This window comes from Blastococcus aurantiacus, assembly GCF_900102425.1.
Classification (GTDB): Bacteria; Actinomycetota; Actinomycetes; order Mycobacteriales; family Geodermatophilaceae; genus Blastococcus; species Blastococcus aurantiacus.
This window is the reverse complement of the sequence record NZ_FNBT01000008.1, coordinates 52621-70992: the sequence shown is the minus strand read 5'-3', so window position 1 is coordinate 70992 and position 18372 is coordinate 52621. Positions and strand designations below refer to the sequence as shown.

General features: G+C 73.0%; 14 protein-coding genes. 8 read left to right on the top strand and 6 right to left on the bottom strand.

The features are described from left to right. Positions 1–8 precede the first annotated feature (8 nt). From BLS70_RS15985 to BLS70_RS15975, 3 genes are read right to left on the bottom strand one after another with little or no spacing between them, the layout of a single operon-like run. Positions 9–311: a hypothetical protein gene (locus tag BLS70_RS15985; RefSeq protein ID WP_091770042.1), complete on the bottom strand. Its 303-nt coding sequence runs from the start codon at positions 309–311 to the stop codon at positions 9–11. 13 nt (positions 312–324) lie between these two features. Beyond that, positions 325–1065 carry a PIG-L deacetylase family protein gene (locus BLS70_RS15980; RefSeq protein WP_091770040.1) on the bottom strand — a complete coding sequence of 247 codons (741 nt, stop codon included), beginning with the start codon at positions 1063–1065 and terminating at the stop codon, positions 325–327. Between the two features lie 30 nt (positions 1066–1095). Next, entirely contained in the window at positions 1096–1830 is a 735-nt protein-coding gene (locus BLS70_RS15975; protein ID WP_176946448.1) for an acyltransferase, read from the bottom strand. A 98-nt stretch (positions 1831–1928) separates the two neighbouring features. Between BLS70_RS15975 and gmd the strand changes: the two genes are divergently transcribed. From gmd to BLS70_RS15935, 8 genes are all read left to right on the top strand, one after another. Continuing rightward, the gene (gmd, locus tag BLS70_RS15970) at positions 1929–2915 is read left to right on the top strand and encodes a GDP-mannose 4,6-dehydratase (protein ID WP_091770036.1); all 987 of its coding nucleotides are present in this window, start codon (positions 1929–1931) and stop codon (positions 2913–2915) included. After that, the gene (locus BLS70_RS15965; RefSeq protein WP_091770033.1) at positions 2912–3892 is read left to right on the top strand and encodes a GDP-mannose 4,6-dehydratase; all 981 of its coding nucleotides are present in this window, start codon (positions 2912–2914) and stop codon (positions 3890–3892) included. Before gmd ends, BLS70_RS15965 begins: the two co-directional genes overlap by 4 nt. Before the next feature lie 284 nt (positions 3893–4176). Continuing rightward, positions 4177–5292: a glycosyltransferase family 2 protein gene (locus BLS70_RS15960; protein WP_091770031.1), complete on the top strand. Its 1116-nt coding sequence runs from the start codon at positions 4177–4179 to the stop codon at positions 5290–5292. A 58-nt stretch (positions 5293–5350) separates the two neighbouring features. Continuing rightward, the gene (locus tag BLS70_RS15955; protein WP_091770029.1) at positions 5351–8914 is read left to right on the top strand and encodes a bifunctional glycosyltransferase/CDP-glycerol:glycerophosphate glycerophosphotransferase; all 3564 of its coding nucleotides are present in this window, start codon (positions 5351–5353) and stop codon (positions 8912–8914) included. After that, positions 8911–9714, top strand: coding sequence for an ABC transporter permease (locus BLS70_RS15950; RefSeq protein WP_091770027.1), 804 nt, complete (start codon positions 8911–8913; stop codon positions 9712–9714). The genes BLS70_RS15955 and BLS70_RS15950 overlap by 4 nt, the downstream gene beginning before the upstream one ends. Before the next feature lie 4 nt (positions 9715–9718). After that, entirely contained in the window at positions 9719–10462 is a 744-nt protein-coding gene (locus tag BLS70_RS15945) for an ABC transporter ATP-binding protein (protein WP_091770025.1), read from the top strand. After that, positions 10459–12309 (top strand): hypothetical protein, encoded by a 1851-nt coding sequence (locus BLS70_RS15940; protein WP_091770023.1) that lies wholly within the window; start codon positions 10459–10461, stop codon positions 12307–12309. Before BLS70_RS15945 ends, BLS70_RS15940 begins: the two co-directional genes overlap by 4 nt. Positions 12310–12387: 78 nt before the next feature. Beyond that, on the top strand, positions 12388–13920 hold the full coding sequence (locus BLS70_RS15935; RefSeq protein WP_091770021.1) for a polysaccharide pyruvyl transferase family protein: 1533 nt from the start codon (positions 12388–12390) through the stop codon (positions 13918–13920). Between the two features lie 82 nt (positions 13921–14002). Here the strand turns inward: BLS70_RS15935 and BLS70_RS15930 are convergent, their stop codons facing one another. From BLS70_RS15930 to BLS70_RS15920, 3 genes are all read right to left on the bottom strand, one after another. Beyond that, a complete protein-coding gene (locus BLS70_RS15930) occupies positions 14003–16012 on the bottom strand; it encodes an acyltransferase family protein (protein WP_091770019.1) in 2010 nt (669 codons plus the stop codon). A 293-nt stretch (positions 16013–16305) separates the two neighbouring features. Continuing rightward, positions 16306–17109: a CDP-alcohol phosphatidyltransferase family protein gene (locus BLS70_RS15925; RefSeq protein WP_091770017.1), complete on the bottom strand. Its 804-nt coding sequence runs from the start codon at positions 17107–17109 to the stop codon at positions 16306–16308. Then, positions 17106–18224 carry a CDP-glycerol glycerophosphotransferase family protein gene (locus tag BLS70_RS15920; RefSeq protein WP_143030433.1) on the bottom strand — a complete coding sequence of 373 codons (1119 nt, stop codon included), beginning with the start codon at positions 18222–18224 and terminating at the stop codon, positions 17106–17108. The genes BLS70_RS15925 and BLS70_RS15920 overlap by 4 nt, the downstream gene beginning before the upstream one ends. Positions 18225–18372 lie beyond the last annotated feature (148 nt).

Below are 18372 nucleotides of genomic sequence, written 5' to 3'. Positions count from 1 at the left end.
GGTCGGGGTCACGCCAGCGCGGCGACGTACGCGCGTGCCTCCTCGACCACGTCCGCTCGGTCGGCCGGACCGCCCAGGACGATCCAGCCGTTCATGCGGCGGCCCTCCATCGGCTCGAACGGGCGCCCGTCCCCGCCGTCGACCAGCTGCGCGAGGCGGGCGGGCGGCAGCTTGACCACGAGCTGCTCGTGCCACCGGATCGCGAAGAACCTCCGGCCCGCCCGGAGCCCGGCGCAGCCGAACATGTGCCCGGGCGTGACGTCCCCGTCGACGAACCGGTCGACCAGGTCTGCCCAGCTCTCGTCGTTCACGGCACCCAGGGGATCACGCGGTGTGCACGACGTGGAAGGCCTCCGCGAGCCGTCCCTCGCCCAGTCCGAAACGCTGGGCCGTCTCCCGCATCCAGGCGGTGACGAACTGCTCGAGCTGTCCCTCGGGCTGGTGGCCCACCTGCGTCACGTGGCGGTGCAGCGCGGCGAACTTCCGGTCGACGACGTCGGTGACGTCGACGGCGTGGTCGGGGCGGGGGCTGGCGCCCAGCCACACCTCCGGCACGGTCCACGCCTCCAGGCCCTCGTCGGCGAGCAGCTCGGGGAAGGCGAACGGGTTGCGGGCGTCTGGGTAGACCGCCCGCAGCGTCGACTCGCCGACGGTCATGTGATCGGGGTGGCTGGCCCCGATGCGCTCCCAGAAGCGCTCCGGCGAGCTGGTGAGCACCCGCTGCGGCCGCACCTGGCGGATGACCCGGCTGATGTCACGGCGCAGGTCGAGGGTGGGCTCCAGCCGGCCGTCGGGATGGCCGAGGAAGTGGACGTCGCTGACGCCGACCTCCGCGGCGGCGGCGCGCTGCTCCTCCCGGCGGAGCGGGCCCATGCGGTCGCGCGGGGTCTCGTCGAAGCCGCCGGCGTCGCCGTCGGTCACGATGCAGTAGGTGACCTCCGTGCCGGCGGCGGTCCACGTCGCGACCGTCCCCGCGGAGCCGAAGTCGACGTCGTCGGGGTGGGCCAGGACGCAGAGGACGCGCTCGACGTGGTCGGCGGGGCCCGGGGGCAGCGGAGCGGTCACCTGCGGGAGCCTACGGAGCAGCCCGTCGGGTCAGCGGCGCAGGAACCGGCGCAGCAGCCCGGGCGGAGCCTCGACGACCACGGCTTCGGCTTCGGCCTCGGCGAGGGCAGCCGGGTCCGGATCCATCGACTCCGGGATCTCGCTCCGCTGGAGGTGCTTGCGCGACCACAGGATGTTGCGGCGCACCACCTGCACCGGCGAGCCCACCGCCAGGGCGCGGTCGGGCACCGGACGGGAGCTGGTGACCATGCCGCGGAACCCGATGACCGCACCGTTGCCGATCCGGCTGCCGGGCAGGACGACGCTGTCGCGCCCGATCCACACGTGGTCACCGATGTGCACCGAGCGCGAGGGGTTGATCCGTCGACCGGTCAGCCCGTCGTAGAGCGGGTGGGAGTCGTCGGCGCGGATGTTCGTCAGCGGGGCGATCAGGCAGTCGTCGCCGATGACCACCTGCTGCCCCTCGGCGGCGGTGATCTCGAACCCGCGGCCGATCCAGCCGCCCTCGCCGATCGTGACCGTGCAGTCCCGGCCGAGCCCGATGTGTCCGGTGACGGCGGTCCGCGCGCCGATCCGGATCGTCGAGTTCGGCGCGCGGAAGCGGACGGTCCCGGTGTAGGCCACGCCCTCGGCGAGCTCCAGGACGCAGTTCTCCGCACGCTTCTCGAACGTGACGGTCAGCCGGGCGGACAGGTCGGACTGGCCGACGATCCGGTTGTTCCCCGGCCTCTCCTCGATCTGCGATCGAACCGACGTGACGGACACGGTCGGTAGCGTAGGCAGGACCGCCTTGCCGCCGCCACGCTGACAGGCGGGCGTCTGATTAGGGTGACCGGAGTTCCGCCTCGGCGATTGAAGGACACATGAAGCGCGCACTCGTCACCGGGATCACCGGCCAGGACGGGCTCTACCTGTCCGAGTTGCTGTTGTCCAAGGGCTACGAGGTCTACGGCCTCATCCGCGGCCAGAACAACCCGAAGGCCGACCTGGTGCGCAGCGTGGTCCCCGACGTCCGCCTGCTCAACGGCGACATCACCGACCTGTCCAGCCTGATCCGTGCGCTGTCGACCTCCCAGCCCGACGAGGTCTACAACCTCGGTGCCGTCAGCTTCGTGGCGTACTCCTGGGAGAACGCGCGGCTGACCTCCGACGTCACCGGCCTCGGCGTGCTCAACGTCCTGGAGGCCACGCGGCTCCACGCGGGCCCGGACCTGTCGAAGATCCGCTTCTACCAGGCGTCGAGCTCGGAGATGTTCGGCAAGGTCCAGGACGTGCCCCAGCGGGAGAGCACGCTGCTGTGGCCGCGCTCGCCCTACGGCGTCGCCAAGGTCTACGGGCACTACATGACCATCAACTACCGCGAGTCCTACGGGATGCACGCCTCGTCGGGGATCCTCTTCAACCACGAGTCCCCGCGCCGCGGGCCCGAGTTCGTGACCCGGAAGATCACCCAGGCGGTGGCCCGCATCAGCCTCGGTCTGCAGGAGAGCATCTCGCTCGGGAACCTCGACGCCAAGCGCGACTGGGGCTTCGCCGGCGACTACGTCGAGGCGATGTGGCTGATGCTCCAGCAGGAGCAGGCCGACGACTACGTCGTGGCCACGGGGGAGACCCACTCCATCCGCGAGTTCCTCGAGATCGCCTTCGCCCACGTGGGCATCGACGACTGGCAGCGCCTCGTCACCCAGGACCCGCGCTTCCTCCGTCCGGCGGAGGTCGACCTGCTGATCGGCGATCCCACCAAGGCGCGCGAGCAGCTGGGGTGGCAGCCCAAGGTCGGCTTCGAGGACCTCGTCCGCATGATGGTCGACTCCGACCTCGCGGAGCAGAGGAAGACCAGCGCCCGGTGAGCACCGTGCGCGTCCTCGTGACCGGCGCCAGCGGCCAGGACGGCAGCTACCTGGTGGAGCGGTTGCTGGCCGAGGGGGCCGAGATCCACGCCCTCGTGCGTCAGGGTGAGGAGCCGGGCGCCGGCGTCCACCCGCTGCCGGTCGAGGTGCACCAGCACGAGGGCGACCTGCGCGACGGTGCGGCCCTCGAGGCGCTGGTGGCCGAGGTCGCCCCGACCGAGCTCTACAACCTCGGTGGGCTGAGCTCGGTCGCGCTGTCGTGGCAGGAACCTGCGCTGACCGCCCAGATCAGCGGGCTGGCCGTCGGGCACCTGCTCCAGGCCGCTCACGACCTGCAGGAGCGCAGCGGGCGGCCGGTGAGCTTCGTGCAGGCATCCAGCGCCGAGATCTTCGCCCGCACCTCCCGCATCCCGCAGGACGAGACGACGCCGCTGCGCCCGCTGTCCCCGTACGGCGCGGCCAAGGCCTACGCGCACCACCTCGTGGGTGTCTACCGCGCGCAGGGCCTGCGGGCGTCCAGCTGCGTGCTCTACAACCACGAGTCGCCGCGCCGTCCCGAGACGTTCGTGACGCGCAAGATCACCGCGGGCGTCGCGCGCATCGCCCGCGGACTCCAGGACGGGTTGGCCATGGGCAACCTCGACGCCCGGCGGGACTGGGGCTGGGCACCGGACTACGTGCGGGCGATGGTCCTGGCCGCCCGCGCCGACCGGGGCCGCGACTACGTCGTCGCCACGGGCGTCTCGCACAGCGTGCGGGACTTCGTCGAGGCGGCGTTCCGCGCCGCCGGGATCGACGACTGGGAGCGCCACGTCACCCTCGATGCGCGCTTCGTCCGTCCCAACGACGCTCCGGAGCTCGTGGGGGACGCCACCCGCGCCCGGGAGCTGCTCGGCTGGCAGCCGGAGGTGGGGTTCGAGGAGGTCGTGGCCCGGATGGTGCGGCACGACCTCGCGCTCCTCGACGGCGAGGGCTGACCGCCCCTCCGAGGCCGCGGCCACCGGAGGCGCGACGCGTTCACGCCGGCGTCGACCGGACGTCGCTGCACCTTCATCCGGACAGGCCCTAGTGTTCGTCCCCGTGACCCCTGGGCGTAGGACGAGCTGCGCCATCCCACCCGGGGGAGCGGACCGGTCCGTCGCGCTCCGCGTGCGACGTCCGTGGCTGGTGGTGGCGGCTGTGACTGGTGGTTCAGCTGCGAGACGAAACGGTTTCGCGCGTCGCGGGCTGCGAGGGTCGGCGAACGTACAGTGACGAAGCCATGACAGAAGCCCAGGCACTGCCTCTCCCCGGGAATGCCGACTCGCGCCTGGACGGCACGGCCCTGCGCCTGCCGGTGCCGCGGCCGGTCCCGGACGACGTCCCGCCACCCGCGCGTCGCGAGTGGCCGGCCGTGTCGGTCGTCATGCCGGTGCTGAACGAGCAGAAGCACCTGGCCGCCAGCGTGGGGCAGATCCTCGGGCAGGAGTACGGCGGCGAGCTGGAGCTGGTGATCGCCCTGGGCCCGTCCAAGGACGCCACCGACCGCATCGCCCGCAAGCTCGCCTTCAGCGACGCCCGCATCAAGCTCGTCAGCAACCCGAGCGGCCGCACGCCCGCGGGTCTGAACGCCGCGGTCCTGGCCGCGAGCCACGACATCATCGCCCGGGTCGACGGACACGGCGTCCTGCTGCCCGGGTACATGGAGAAGGCCGTCCGGCTGCTGGAGGAGACCGGCGCCGCGAACGTCGGCGGCCTGATGCTGGCGGTGGGGGAGACCCCCTTCGAGCAGGCCGTGGCGCGGGCGTACGGCTCCAAGGTCGGGCTGGGCGGCGGCAGCTTCCACGTCGGCGGCATCGAGGGGCCGGCGGAGTCGGTGTACCTCGGCGTCTTCCGCCGGGAGGTGCTCGAGCGCCTCGGCGGCTTCAACGACCACTACCACCGCGCCCAGGACTGGGAGCTGAACTTCCGCATCCGCCAGGCCGGTGAGCTGGTCTGGTTCTCGCCGGACCTCGCGGTGACCTACCGGCCGCGCTCGTCGTGGCCGGAGCTGGTCCGCCAGTTCTTCCACACGGGCCGGTGGCGGCGCGAGGTGATCCGCCAGTACCCCGACACGGTGTCGGCGCGGTACCTGGCCCCGCCGGTCGTCACCGGCGCCATCCTGGCGGGCGCGGTGGCCGGTGCCGCAGGTACCGTCGCCGGAGTGCCCCTGCTCCGCCACGGATGGCTGGCTCCGGTGATGTACGTGCTCGGTGTCCTCCTCGCGTCCTTCCGCGAGGGTCGCGGCCTGCCCTGGCGAGCTCAGGCAGTCCTGCCCGCAGTCCTGGCCAGCATGCACCTCAGCTGGGGCGCCGGATTTCTCTTCGGACGTCGGCCGAACGGTGACGTCTCGCGTTGATGGCCCTGCGCGCATCCGACGCCGGCCGACGACCAGCAGGTGAACGGGGAGTTCGACCATGAGCAAGATCCGCCATGCCGTCCGCGCGCTCGCGCCGAGGGCGAAGCGGTCCGCTCGGCGTGCGGTGGAGATCGGCGTCCGGGGACTCGGCGCGGTTCCGCTCGCCCGGTCCCCGAAGGTCAGCGTCGTCGTGCCGGTCTACAACGTCGAGCCCTACCTGGCGTCGTGCCTGCACAGCATCTCGCACCAGACGTACCTGAACATCGAGATCGTCGTGGTGGACGACGGCTCGACGGACGGCAGCCTGGCCGTCGCGGAGCGCGCCCGGCGGCGTGACCGACGCATCCGGATCGTCCGCCAGGCCAACGGTGGGCTGAGCGCGGCCCGGAACACGGGCATCGCGGCGGCCACGGGTGAGTACCTGGCCTTCGTCGACTCCGACGACCGCATCGCCCGGCGGACGCTGGCCACCGTCATGCGGACGCTGCGCACCACCGGCTCCGACTTCGCCGTGATGAGCTACCGGCGCATGAACAGCGAGCGGACCTGGCCCGCCGGGGAGTGGATCCGGCAGGTGCACGCGGAGCCGCGCCTCGGGGTGACGCTGAGCGAGTACCCCGAGGTACTGGTGAACGCCGTCGCCTGGAGCAAGGTCTACCGGCGGGCGTTCTGGGACGCCGCAGGCCTGCGGTTCCAGGTGGGCGTGCTCTACGAGGACCAGGCCGTGTCGGCCGAGGCCTACGCCAAGGCGTCGTCGTTCGACGTCCTCCCCGACGTCCTCTACGACTGGCGGGTGCGCGAGGACAAGTCCTCCATCTCCCAGCAGGTGGCCACCGAGAACGACCTGCGCGAGCGGCTCGGCGCCGCCACGGCGAGCCTGCAGGCACTGCGGGAGTTCAGCACCGAGGACGTGCTGCGCGCCCGCTCGCGGCAGCTCCTGGTCAACGACTTCCGGCTGTCCCTGGCGCAGATCTCCGTGGCCGGCGACGAGTACTGGAAGATCCTGGTCGAGGGGGTGCGCCAGCTGTTCGAGCTGGCCCCCGAGGACGTGTGGCCGGACATCTTCGCGCAGGCCCGTGCCCTGTACCACCTGGTCCTGGTCGACGACCGGGCGCACGCCGAGGCCTTCCTCGCGCAGGACGGCCTGGCCATCGACAGCTTCCCGACCGAGGTCCGCGACGGACGCGTGTACTCGCTGCTGCCCCTGCACGACGACCCGGACATCGAGTGGCCCTCCGGCTGGAACGAGCTGGGCGAGTCCCAGACGCTGCTGAAGACCGCGGTGCGCGCGGGGCGCTGGTCCGCCGCGGGCGTGCTGGAGCTGCAGGGCTGGGCCTACATCGCCAACGTCGACCTCGCCGAGAACGACACCGCCGTCACGCTGGTCCTGAGGCGGCAGGGCGGCGACGACGAGGTGGCCCTGTCGGTGGGGCCCTGGACGCACCCCGACCTGGCCCGTGTGCCCAAGCAGCACTGGTGCGACTACTCGCGCGGCGGCTGGTCGGCCTCCGTGGACGTCGCCGCGCTGACCGTGCTGACCGACGGCGAGCCCGCGACGTGGCAGCTGCACGCCCGCGTGGAGACCGCCGGCGTCGTGCGCGAGGCGCCGGTCGTCGGCGTCAACCGCTGGGGCTCGGCGGGTCAGCTGCCTGCGCAGGACCTCCCGGACGGCACCCGCGTCAGCCAGCGGATCGACGGCTCCGAGCACTTCGTCCTCCACACGCACCGGCCGCAGGTCGTGCTGGCCTCCGCCCGTTCCGCCGGTCCGGAGCTGTCGGTGCAGCTCCGGGTGACCGCCGGTGCGCCGGTGGAACAAGTGTCGCTCCGGCGTGCCCACCAGGTGGTGCACGCCCGCACCGTCCCCGCCGGGGACGACGGCCTGGTGTCGGCCACCCTCCACCTCCCGCGCGGCACCCGCCGTCCGCGCTACTGGACCGTCCGGGCCTCCGGGGCGGACGGGCGGGACCGCCCGGTCGGCTTCGGCGGCGTCGTCCCCACGGTGGCCGCCGGTGGCGGCGTCCAGCTGCGGAGGACCGCGGCCGGGAACGTCACCGCCGTGCAGAACGGCACGGTCGTCGACGTGACCGACTGGCGGGTGGAGGACGAGCAGCTGGTGGTCGCCGGTTCGACGACCACCGACGACCAGCTCGAGCTGTGCTGGCGCGCCACCGGCCGGGAGGTCCTGGGCACAGTGCAGCGCGACGGCCGCTCCTTCACCGCCAGGCTGCCGCTCACCGAGGACCCCTGGGGCCGGGGCCCGGCAGCCCTGCCCGTGGGCCGCTACGCCCTCGTGACCCGCACCGTGGACGCGGACGGGAAGACCTGGCCGGTGGCGCTGGAACCGGCCGACACCGCGATCGCCCGCTTCCCGCTCCAGGTGGTCACGCCGGGCCTCCACGGCCGGCTGGAGCGCTCGCCGCAGGGCGTCGTCACGCTCATCGTGGAGCCTCCGCTGGCCGCCGACGAGGTCGGCGCCCGCAACCAGCGGCGGCTGCGCGCCCTGCACCTGGACGACGAGCTCACGCCGCGTCCCGACGCCGTGCTCTTCCGCTCCTTCTACGGCGAGAACACCTCCGACGGGCTGGCCGTGCACCGCGAGCTGCAGCGACGGGGCAGCGACCTGAGCCTCTACTGGGTCGTCCGGGACCACTCGGTGCGAGTGCCCTCCGGTGGGATCCCCGTGGTCGCGAACAGCCGCGAGCACTACGAGCTGATGGCGTCGGCCCGCTACGTGTTCGACAACGTGCACCAGCCCGACTGGGCCCACAAGCGTCCGGGACAGGTCTACGTGCAGACCTTCCACGGCTACCCCTTCAAGTTGATGGGGCACCCGTACTGGGAGAAGTCGGGGTACGCCCGGCACCGCATCGAGTCCTTCGACCGCCGGATGCGCGACTGGGACTACGTGGTGTCCCCGGCCCGCTACGCCACGCCGCTGCTCCGGGACGCCTTCCGGATCGAGGGCGAGATGCTCGAGATCGGCTACCCGCGCAACGACGTGCTCGTCGACGAGCACGCCGCCGCGACCCGCCGCCGGACCCGCGAGGCCCTGGGGCTGCGCGACTCCCAGCGCGTGGTGCTCTACGCCCCGACCTACCGGGACAACCTCTCCACCTCGGAGTTCAGGTCCCGCATGGTCGACTTCCTCGACGTGGAGCAGTTCTCGACGGCGGTCGGGCCCGAGACGGTGCTCCTGGTGCGCGGTCACGCGATGAACGCCCGGATGAACACCCGGACGAAGCGGCGGGGCAACGTCATCGACGTCACCGACCACCCCGAGATCTCCGACCTGGTGCTGGCGTCGGACGCGGCGATCCTGGACTACTCCTCGCTGCGGTTCGACTACGCGGTCACGGGCAAGCCGATGATCTTCCTGGTGCCGGACCTCGACGTCTACAAGGACAAGGCGCGTGGCTGGCTCTTCGACTACGAGCCGACCGCGCCGGGGCCGCTGGTCTCCACCACCGCCGAGGTCCTCTCCGTCCTCGCCCGGTTGCCGAAGGCGACGGCGCGGTACGAGCTGGCCCGGGAGCGGTTCCGGCTGGAGTACATGGAGCTCGAGGACGGCCACGCGGCGGCTCGCCTGGTGGACGCCGTCATGGGCCCGCGAGGGGATGCATGAGCGCGGCCGTGCTGAGGCCGGCGACCTCGCGTGCCTCCGCCCTGTGGCGGTCCCGCCGCATCTTCGCCCTGCTGGTCGTCCGCGACCTGAAGGTGCGTTACGCCGGATCCGCGCTCGGCTGGCTGTGGTCGGTGCTCGACCCGCTGCTGATGGCGGTCGTCTACTGGTTCGTCTTCACCACCATCTTCGAGCGTACGGTGGGGGAGGAGCCCTACATCGTCTTCCTGCTGGCGGGGCTGTTGCCGTGGACCTGGTTCAACGGCGCGGTCACCGACACCGCCCGCGCCCTGCGCGTGGACGAGAAGCTGGTCCGCTCGACCAGCGTCCAACGGGAGGTGTGGGTGCTCCGGCTGGTGGCCAGCAAGGGCCTGGAGTTCCTGCTCAGCCTGCCGGTGCTGGCCATCTTCGCCGTCGCCTTCGGCGCGGATCTGCACTGGCAGGTGGTGTACGCGCCGCTGGCGCTGGTGCTGCAGACCGTGCTGCTGGCGGGGCTCGGCCTGCTGCTGTCCCCGCTGATCGTGCTGGTGCGGGACCTGGAGCGGGTGGTCCGCATCGTCCTGCGCTTGTGGTTCTACGTGACCCCGGTGATCTACGGGGCGGTCGACATTCCCGAGGAGTACCGCGCCGTGTTCGCGCTCAACCCGCTGACGGGAGTGTTCTCCCTGTACCGGGCGGCGTTCTTCCCGGACCAGGTCGTGTGGTCCCACGTCGCCACGGCAGCGGTCGTCTCCGTGCTGGTCCTGGTCGTCGGGTGGATGGTCTTCGCGCGGCTGGAACGCACGGTGCTCAAGGAGATCTGAGCTCATGCAGACGCCGATAGTCTCCGTCGACGGCGTGGGGATCCGCTTCTCCACCGGGCGACGGCACCGCAGCGCCCGCGACTTCCTGTTCCGCAACGATCGTGGCACCCGCGAGGACCGCTCCTTCTGGGCGGTCCGCGACGTCTCCTTCGACGTCATGCCGGGGGAGTCGGTCGGTCTGGTGGGGGCCAACGGGCAGGGCAAGTCGACCCTGCTCAAGCTCATCGCCGGCGTGATGCTGCCCGACGAGGGCACGCTCGACGTCCGCGGCGGTGTGGCGCCCCTGATCGAGATCACGGGCGGTTTCGTGCCCGACCTGACGGTCCGGGAGAACATCCGGCTCATCGCCGGCCTGCACGGCATGCGCAAGTCGACGATCGACGAGAAGTTCCCGGAGATCGTCCAGTTCGCCGACATCGGCGACTTCCTGGACACGCCCTACAAGCACCTGTCCAGCGGGATGAAGGTGCGCGTCGCTTTCTCCGTGGTCTCCCGGCTGGACGAGCCGATCATGCTCATCGACGAGGTGCTCGCGGTCGGCGACGCGGCGTTCAAGAAGAAGTGCTACCGCCGGATCAAGAACCTGCGCACCAGCGGCACGACCATGTTCGTGGTCTCCCACCACCTCGGTGAGCTGCGCCGCTTCTGCACCCGGGGCCTGTACCTCAGCAAGGGCGAGCTGCTCTTCGACGGCCCGATCGACGAGGTCATCGAGCGCTACCGGGCGGACGTCGGGCTCTCCCGGTGACCGCGCCCGCCGCGTCCATCCGCCGTCTCGGCGCCGGCCCCGCCGGAGCGGTGGCCGGTCAGCTGCTGCTCGTCGGCGTCGCCGTCGTCGCGGGGCTGCTCGGGACGCCGGAGCTGGGCAGCGCGGCCCTGGCGGGCGCTGCCGCGCTGGACGCGCTCCGCCGGCCGGAGCCGGCCGGGCCGGGGTGGCTCTCCCTGCGCCTGCTGGTGTTCGTGGCCGGGGGCGCGGCCTCCTGGGGCCACGCCGGGACGGCGTGGGTCGCCGTCACCGCCGCGGTGCTGCTGCTCGCCTCCATGGCCGTCGACCTGGTCGACGGCCGGGCCGAGGGTCTGGAGAGGCATCCGACGTCGCGCGGCCTGCCCGGCGTCGGCGGCGTCGCCACCGTGCCCCGTCCCGCGAGGGTGTGGTTGCCGCTGGTGCCCGAGCTGGCCCTCTACGTGTCGGGGCTGCTGCTGGCCGACCACCTCGGGCCCGCCGTGCTGGTCATGGCGCTGGGATCGGCGGTGGGGCTCCTCGCGGTGCTCCGGTGGGGCCTGACCCTGCGACGGGAACGCGGCCGCAGCCGCCAGGTGCTGGCCGCCGCTCGACGCCACCTCGTGCAGGAGCCGCCGACCGTGCTCCTGTACGCGGGGGCCGGCTCGGAGTCGGTGCACGAGGTCGTCACCTGGCTGCCCACCTTGGAGCAGCTGCCGCAGCCGGCCATGCTGGTGCTGCGCAACCGTGCGCTCCTCGACAAGCTGCCGCCGACGACCGTGCCCGCGCTCTGCGTGCCCGGCGCCACCGACCTGCTGTCGCTGCCCATGGAGCGGGCGCAGGTGGCCCTGTTCGTGGCCAACGTCGGCAACAACATCCACATGCTGCGGGTGCCCGGCGTGCGATCGGCGTTCATCGGCCACGGCGACAGCGACAAGAACGCCTCCGCCAATCCCTTCGCGAAGGCCTACGACGAGGTGTGGGTGGCCGGGCCCGCCGGCCGCGACCGCTACCTGCGCGCCGACGTCGGCGTCCGGCCCGACGCCTTCGTCGAGGTCGGCCGTCCCCAGGTGGCCCTCGTGCGGCCGGCGGACGACCGGTCACCCGGGCAGCCGGTCACGGTGCTCTACGCCCCCACGTGGGAGGGGTGGAACGCCGAGCAGGACTACTCGTCCGTGGCGACCCACGGCCCGGCCCTGGTCCGGGCGCTGCTCGGCGGCCCCGTGCCGGTACGCCTGGTCTACCGACCGCATCCCTACGCGGGACGTCGTTCCGGCGCGGTCCACGCCGCGCACCGGCAGGTCGTGGCCCTGCTGGACGAGGCGAACGAGCGGGCCGGTCTGGGCCCTGCCCTCCTCCCGGAGTCCGTCGACCCGGAGCGTGCCGCGCAGCCGTCGGCCGCAGCAGCGGAGCGGGCCGAGGTCGCCCGGGGGGAGCAGTTGCTGGCCGCCGTCCCGGCGGGGGCGCACGTCGTGGTCCCACCCGGCCGGCTCCCGCTGATCAGCTGCCTCAACGCCGCCGACGCCCTCGTCACCGACGTGTCCAGCGTGCTGACCGACTTCCTGGCCAGCGGCAAGCCGGCGGCGGTGTGCGATCCCCGGGGCGGGGACCCGGAGGAGTTCGTGGCCCGCTTCCCCGCCGCCGGTGCGGCCGTCGTCCTCCCGCCCGGGGCCGACGCGGCCCGCCCGCTGCTCGACGTCCTCACCGGTGGGCCGGACCCCGCCGCGCAGCGCCGGGCAGCCGTGCGCGCCCACCTGCTCGGCCGCGACGACGTGCCTGCCACCGACCGCTTCGCGGCCGCCGTCGAGGCCCTGGCCCTCCGCGCGCACCGGCGGCAGCCGGAGCCGCGGGCGACCGTGGGCGAACCCACCTGACCTGGTGCTCCTGGTGAGCCACCGACGCCCTCCCATGTCCGGCGACGTCCGGACGTGATCGAGTGAGAGAAGGAAGAGATGACCCGAGTACTGATCCGATCCGGCAAGGGGCCGCTGCTTCCTGTTCCGGCCGAGGCCTCGCTGGCCCGCAACGGGTGGGGGGTCTTCGGTGCCAACGTGGGCAACCGGTTGTTCACCGACTCGGTCCACCGTGCCGTCAGCACGCCCGGGACCGAGGTCGTGTCCAACTCCCTGCTGTCGGAGATCAACGACGTCGACGACGCGTACGCGGCGCGGGTGAACGAGGAGTTCTCGCACTTCGTGCTCCCGCTGGCCAACGCGTTCCGCCCGCAGTTCCTCAAGAACCTGCGGCGGCTGACCGCCTTCATCGACAAGCTGACCATCCCCGTCACGGTGGTCGGGATCGGGACGCAGCTGCCCGTGACCGGCACCGGCGACACCGGTGACACCGAGGTCGACGCCGTCGCGACCGCGTTCGTCAAGGCGGTGCTGGAGCGCTCGGCCTCCATCGGTGTCCGCGGCGAGATCACCCAGGCCTACCTGCGCAACCTGGGCTTCCCCGACGACGCCGTCGACGTCATCGGCTGCCCCTCGCTGATGGTCGGGCCCGACGGTGTCCCCGTGACCAAGAAGCTGGACGCGCTGGACGCGGACAGCCTGGTCTCGCTGAACGTCACGCCGTCGGCGCAGCGGATGGCGGAGATCACCCGCCAGCACATGGAGCGGTACCCGCACCTGGACTTCATCGCCCAGGAGCACGTCCGGCTGGCCCTGCTGCTGTGGGGTGAGAACCCGGCGAAGGTGGCCGATCCGGACATGCCGGTGCACAGCGGGCACCCGCTGTACCGGCAGGACCGCGTGCGGTTCTTCCTGGACCCGGTGCCGTGGATCTCGCACCTGGCGGACCGGCACTTCTCCTTCGGCACCCGCATCCACGGCAACATCGCCGCGCTGCTCGCCGGGACGCCGGCCGTCGTGCTGACCCACGACTCCCGGACGCTGGAGCTCGCGCAGTACCACGAGATCCCCTACCGGCTCCTCGACGAGCTGCCCGAGGGCTTCGACGCCGCCGAGCTGTACGCGGCGGAGGACTTCTCCCGGTACAACGCCGGCCAGGCCGAGCGCTTCGCCCGGTACACCGCGTTCCTCGACCGCAACCGCATCGACCACATCTGGAACGAGGGACGGGCCAACCCCGAGTTCGAGTCGCAGGTCGCCGCGACCGACTACCCGCCGGCCGTGACCAGCGTCGTCGCCGACGACGTGTCCGCGGCGACGCTGGTGCCCCGCCTGCGCTGGCTGCGCCAGGGTGCGACCGCCGACAAGAGCCGGGCCGTGGGCGGGTACCGCCCGCCGTTCGGACTCACCCCGGCCCCCAAGGTCACCCTGGCGGCCCTGGCCAAGGACGTCCGCTCGCAGGCGGCCCGGCTCGAGCAGGCGACCACGGTCATCGAGGAGCAGCGGGCCCTGATCGACGCGCAGAGCCGCGAGGTGGCCCAGCTGCGCGAGGAGCTGCGGACCGCGGAGAAGAAGGCCACGGTCGTGCCCTCCACGGCCGCCCGCCTGGCGCGCAGGCTCCGCCGGTCCTGACCGCACGGACGACGGCGCCCGGCGCCCGGACCTCGGTCCGGACGCCGGGCGCCGTCGTTCGTGCTGCGGATCCCGCCCGGGATCAGCGCGTCTGCTCGACCACCCCGGCCGCCACGAGCTGCCGCTCCAGGTAGGGGGCGAGCGAGACGGTGTAGGTACGGGTCAGGTGGTGGGCGTCCCGGTACACCAGGACGTTGCCGAGCACCGGCGGGCAGCTGCCGTCGCCGGGGCACAGCAGCCCGGTGAGGTCCACCAGCGGCACCTGGCCGTCCATCGCCTCGGTCGCCACCACGGTCGGGGTCTGCTCCGGCAGTGCCTCGTCCCGGTCGGCGGTGCAGTCGGCGAGGGCGGCCCCGCGGGTGCTGAGGCAGTCGGGCACGTTGACGCCCATCTCGGGCGTCTCGCGGATGGCCACGACCCGGGTGCCCTCGGCCATGACCTCCTCCCAGTAGGTGGTCATCCCGAGCCCGATCTGGCGGTGGCTGACCTCGTCGACCTCGGGGTGGTCGACGGTGCCCACCACGGCACGGTCGGTGGTGACGAGCAGGTCCGGCGGGTCCTGCAGCAGCCGGTCGAGCACGTCCCGGCCCCAGACGGCGCAGTCCGTGTACGCGCTCTCGTCGTCGACACCGACCGTCGTCGCGGTGGCGGTCCACGCGCAACGGCTGCGCAGGTAGGTGACGATCCGCCAGCCGCGCTCCTCCGCCAGCGCCTCGAAGGCCGGCAGCCACTGGCCGGTCTTGGAGTCACCGACCAGGGCGACGGTGACGGCGCCGTCGGGCACGCCGAACTCGCAGCGGGTCGTGCCAGGAGTGCCGATGCCCACCTCGCAGCCCTGGGAGTAGTAGCCCGGACGGTCGGCGACGGCGTCGTCGGCCGCGGGCAGCATCGTCGCGACCGAGTCGGCCACGGGCTCGGCGTCGCCGCCCGGTGCGGCGGCCCCCGGGTGCGCCGCGTCCAGGACGACGACCGGCGGCGGCCCGTCCGACGCCAGCACCTGCGGGGCGACGACGGCCACCGGGATCACGGCGGCCAGCGTCAGCGCCAGTCCGCGCCCGCGCGGGGCGAGCGAGCGGCTGCGTCGGACCGGGTCCTCCACCAGTCGCTTGGTCAGCCAGGACAGCGCCAGGCCGACCACCAGCAGGGCCGGTCCGTCCAGGACGCCGATGTCCCCGCCGGAGTGGCTCTCCCACAGGACGATCAGCGGCCAGTGCCAGAGGTACAGGGCGTAGGAGTGGTCGCCGACCCAGGTGGCCGGGCGGGAGGCGAGCAACCCCACGTGCTGCTCGCCGCCGCCGCCGGCGAGCACCAGCAGGGCGCCCCCGACGGGCACCAGCGCGGCCGCTCCGGGGAAGGCGGTGCCGCTGTCGTACCAGAACGCGGACCCGGCGATGAGGACCAGCCCGGACCACTGCACGGACCGGCCGGCCAGGCCCAGCGAGGACCGCCGGGTGGCGAGGACGACGGCGAGGAGCCCGCCGGCGGCCAGTTCCCACACCCGGGTGTGGGTGACGAAGTAGGCGGCTCCGCTGCCGCCGGCGGTGAGCACCACCGAGAACGCGAGGCTGGCCAGGGCGACGCCGCCCCCCAGCACCAGGACAGCGGTGCGCCAGCTGCGCACCCTCCCGCGGCACAGCCAGGCGGCGAGCACGAACAGCAGCGGCCAGCCGACGTAGAACTGCTCCTCGACCGACAGCGACCAGTAGTGCTGCACGGGGGAGGGCGCGTCCTCGGCGGTCAGGTAGTCGACCGAGTCGCCGGCGAGCAGCCAGTTCTGCACGTAGACGGCGCTGGCGGCCACCTGCCGCGCGGCCGCGTCGAGCCGGGAGGCGGGCAGCAGGAACACCGAGGCGACCCAGGTGACCAGCAGGACCAGGACCGCGGCCGGCATCAGCCGGCGGGCGCGGCGGGCCCAGAACCCGAGGACGTCGACCCGGCCGTGCTGCTGCAGCTCGCGGACCAGGTGGCTGGTGATCAGGAAGCCGGAGATGACGAAGAAGACGTCCACGCCGACGAAGCCACCGGTGAGCGCGTCCGGGTAGAGGTGGTAGATGACCACCAGGCCCACCGCGACGGCCCGGAGCCCCTGGATGTCACTGCGGAACGGGGGTGTCGTCGTCGGGGGCGTGACCGCCGCCGGGTACGTGTCGAGAGCCGCGGTGTTCGACAGCGGGAACTCCTATGCGTGGGGGAGCCGATCCGTGGTGGAGAGGGCTCCGCTGCTGCGCGTGGCGGGAACTCCGGCCGACATTGGTCCGTATCCGGGCGGTCGCGCTGGGTGACCGAAGTCTACGGTCGGGTTCCGGATCCCGGGGATGCCAGCTGCCGCGTGGGGTAGCCGTGACGAATGAGTCGGCAGAGCTGCCGATGGGGTACGGCCGGGGGTCAGGGGCGCAGCCGGGACGAGCTCACGATGGCGAGGAAGTGACCGGCCACCGCCAGCAGCGCCGCCGGGAGGAGCACGGTCAGCAGCACGCGGGTGCCCGTGAGATCGCCGATGACCACGTCGACCACCGCCGCGACCAGCACCAGCAGGCTCAGCTCGATCGAGTGGTACAGCCGGTGGAAGGGCAGGAACCGCGCCAGTCGGCGCAGGCGGGCGAGCCCACCCGAGCGCGGTGCCGTGGTCGCCTCGTCGTCCGGGGCCTTCGCCAGCCCCGCGGCCGCGCGGGACACGTGCACCATGTCGTTGAGCGACTTGTTGAGGACGATCACCACCGCGAGGAGTGCGCCCAGGGTGGTCCAGCCGTAGCCGTCCGACAGGTCGTCGAGCCCCCCGGCCGCGCGGACGCCCAGCGCGATCGGGATGAGGGACTCGGCGAGGTAGTGGCCCACCCGGTCCAGGAAGATGCCCAGCGGGCTGGACGTCCTCCGCCAGCGGGCCACCTCCCCGTCGCTGGCGTCCCAGAGCATCTGCAGCTGCGTCAGCGCGACGGCGAGCACCGCGCCCGCGAGACCGGGAACGAGCAGGGCGAACCCCGAGGCCGCACCGGAGACGATCATCAGCGCGGTGACCGCGTTCGCCGACAGGCCCGCCCGCAGGAGCAGCCGGGTCAGGTAGGGCGAGACCCGGCGCATGTACAGGTCGCCGGTCCAGTGCTCGGCCGTGCGCCGTCCCCTGATGGTCGCAGGCTGGGTGACCTCGCGCAGCTCCGCGATGGTCGGCCGTTCGGGGCGTTCGACGTTCATCGGCCGACCCCGGGCACGGCGCTGCGGAGGGTGTCCCGGGCGGTGATCACGTCGTCGCACGCCTCCAGGAAGCGGGTGAGCGCGGCGGCCGGGTCCGACCCGCCGAGGTAGTGCTCCACGAGCGCGGCGCGCGCCGGCGCCTCCCGGTCGTCGGTCAGGCACCGGCGGACGAGGGTCCCGGTGGCATCGGCCGCGGAGGCGGGCAGCCGGGGGACGGCATCGAGGAGCGGCGAGGGGGCGACGACGGCAGCCGGGTCCGCCGGCACCGTGACGACCAGCGGCCTGCCGGTGGGCAGCCACTCGACCGCCATGGACGAGACGTCGGTGACCAGGGCGTCGGCCTCGGCGAACGCCTCCTGCAGCGGTCGGTCGGCGTCCGTGCGGCTCCCGGTGCCCTGGGCGTCCGGGGCGTCGAGCAGCCGCCGGAGCGCCGCATCGGCGGCCGCGACCTCCCGGCGGTTGGCGCCGGTCCGCGGGTGCGGGCGGTAGACCACGCGGATGCCCGCGGCCACCAGCGAGGTCACCAGCGCGCTGCCGTGGGTGGGCACCGAGCTGTACGCCATCGACGGCTGGGCCCCCTCCCAGGTCGGTGCGTAGAGCACGGTGGGCACGGCTGCCGCCGACCGCGGCGCCGCGGTGGCCGCCTGCGGCCGGCCGATGCGGACCAGGCGGGAGCGGTCGAACCACAGCAGCTCGGCGAGCACCCGCTCCTCGGCCGCCGGCCCCGCCACGAAGACCCGGTCGTAGGCCTTGAGCTGGTTGGAGGCGGAGACCGCCTTGTCGCTCTCGCCGTGGCCGATGTAGACGTGACCGGCCGAGGAGTAGCGCAGCATCTGGAAGTTGCGCGGGTGGTGGCTGACGTACAGGGCCAGGGCGACGTCGCTGCGCTGCACGATGCCGTCGAGCGTGGCCGTGCGGGCGACGCAGAGCACGGGCAGGGACGTCCGCCGGCGCAGCCAGGCGGTCGTCCGGCTGTCCTGGGTGACGACGGCGACGCCGCGGCGGCCGTGGAGCGCCTCCAGGGCCGGCAGCCACTGCGCCAGCTGGTAGACGTTGCGCAGGGGCTCGGGGAAGAAGACGACCACGCGCTGCTCCAGCACGGCACCTGCGAGCACGGCGTCCTCGCCCAGCCCGTCCGGCTCACCGCCGGGAAGGAGTCCGAGCCGACGTACCAGACGGCCACCGCCGGAGCGGACGCGCGCGGGCACTGCAGGGAAAGGGAACGGCACTCGGAGGCTCCTCGGATCGGCCGAGTCGCACGGT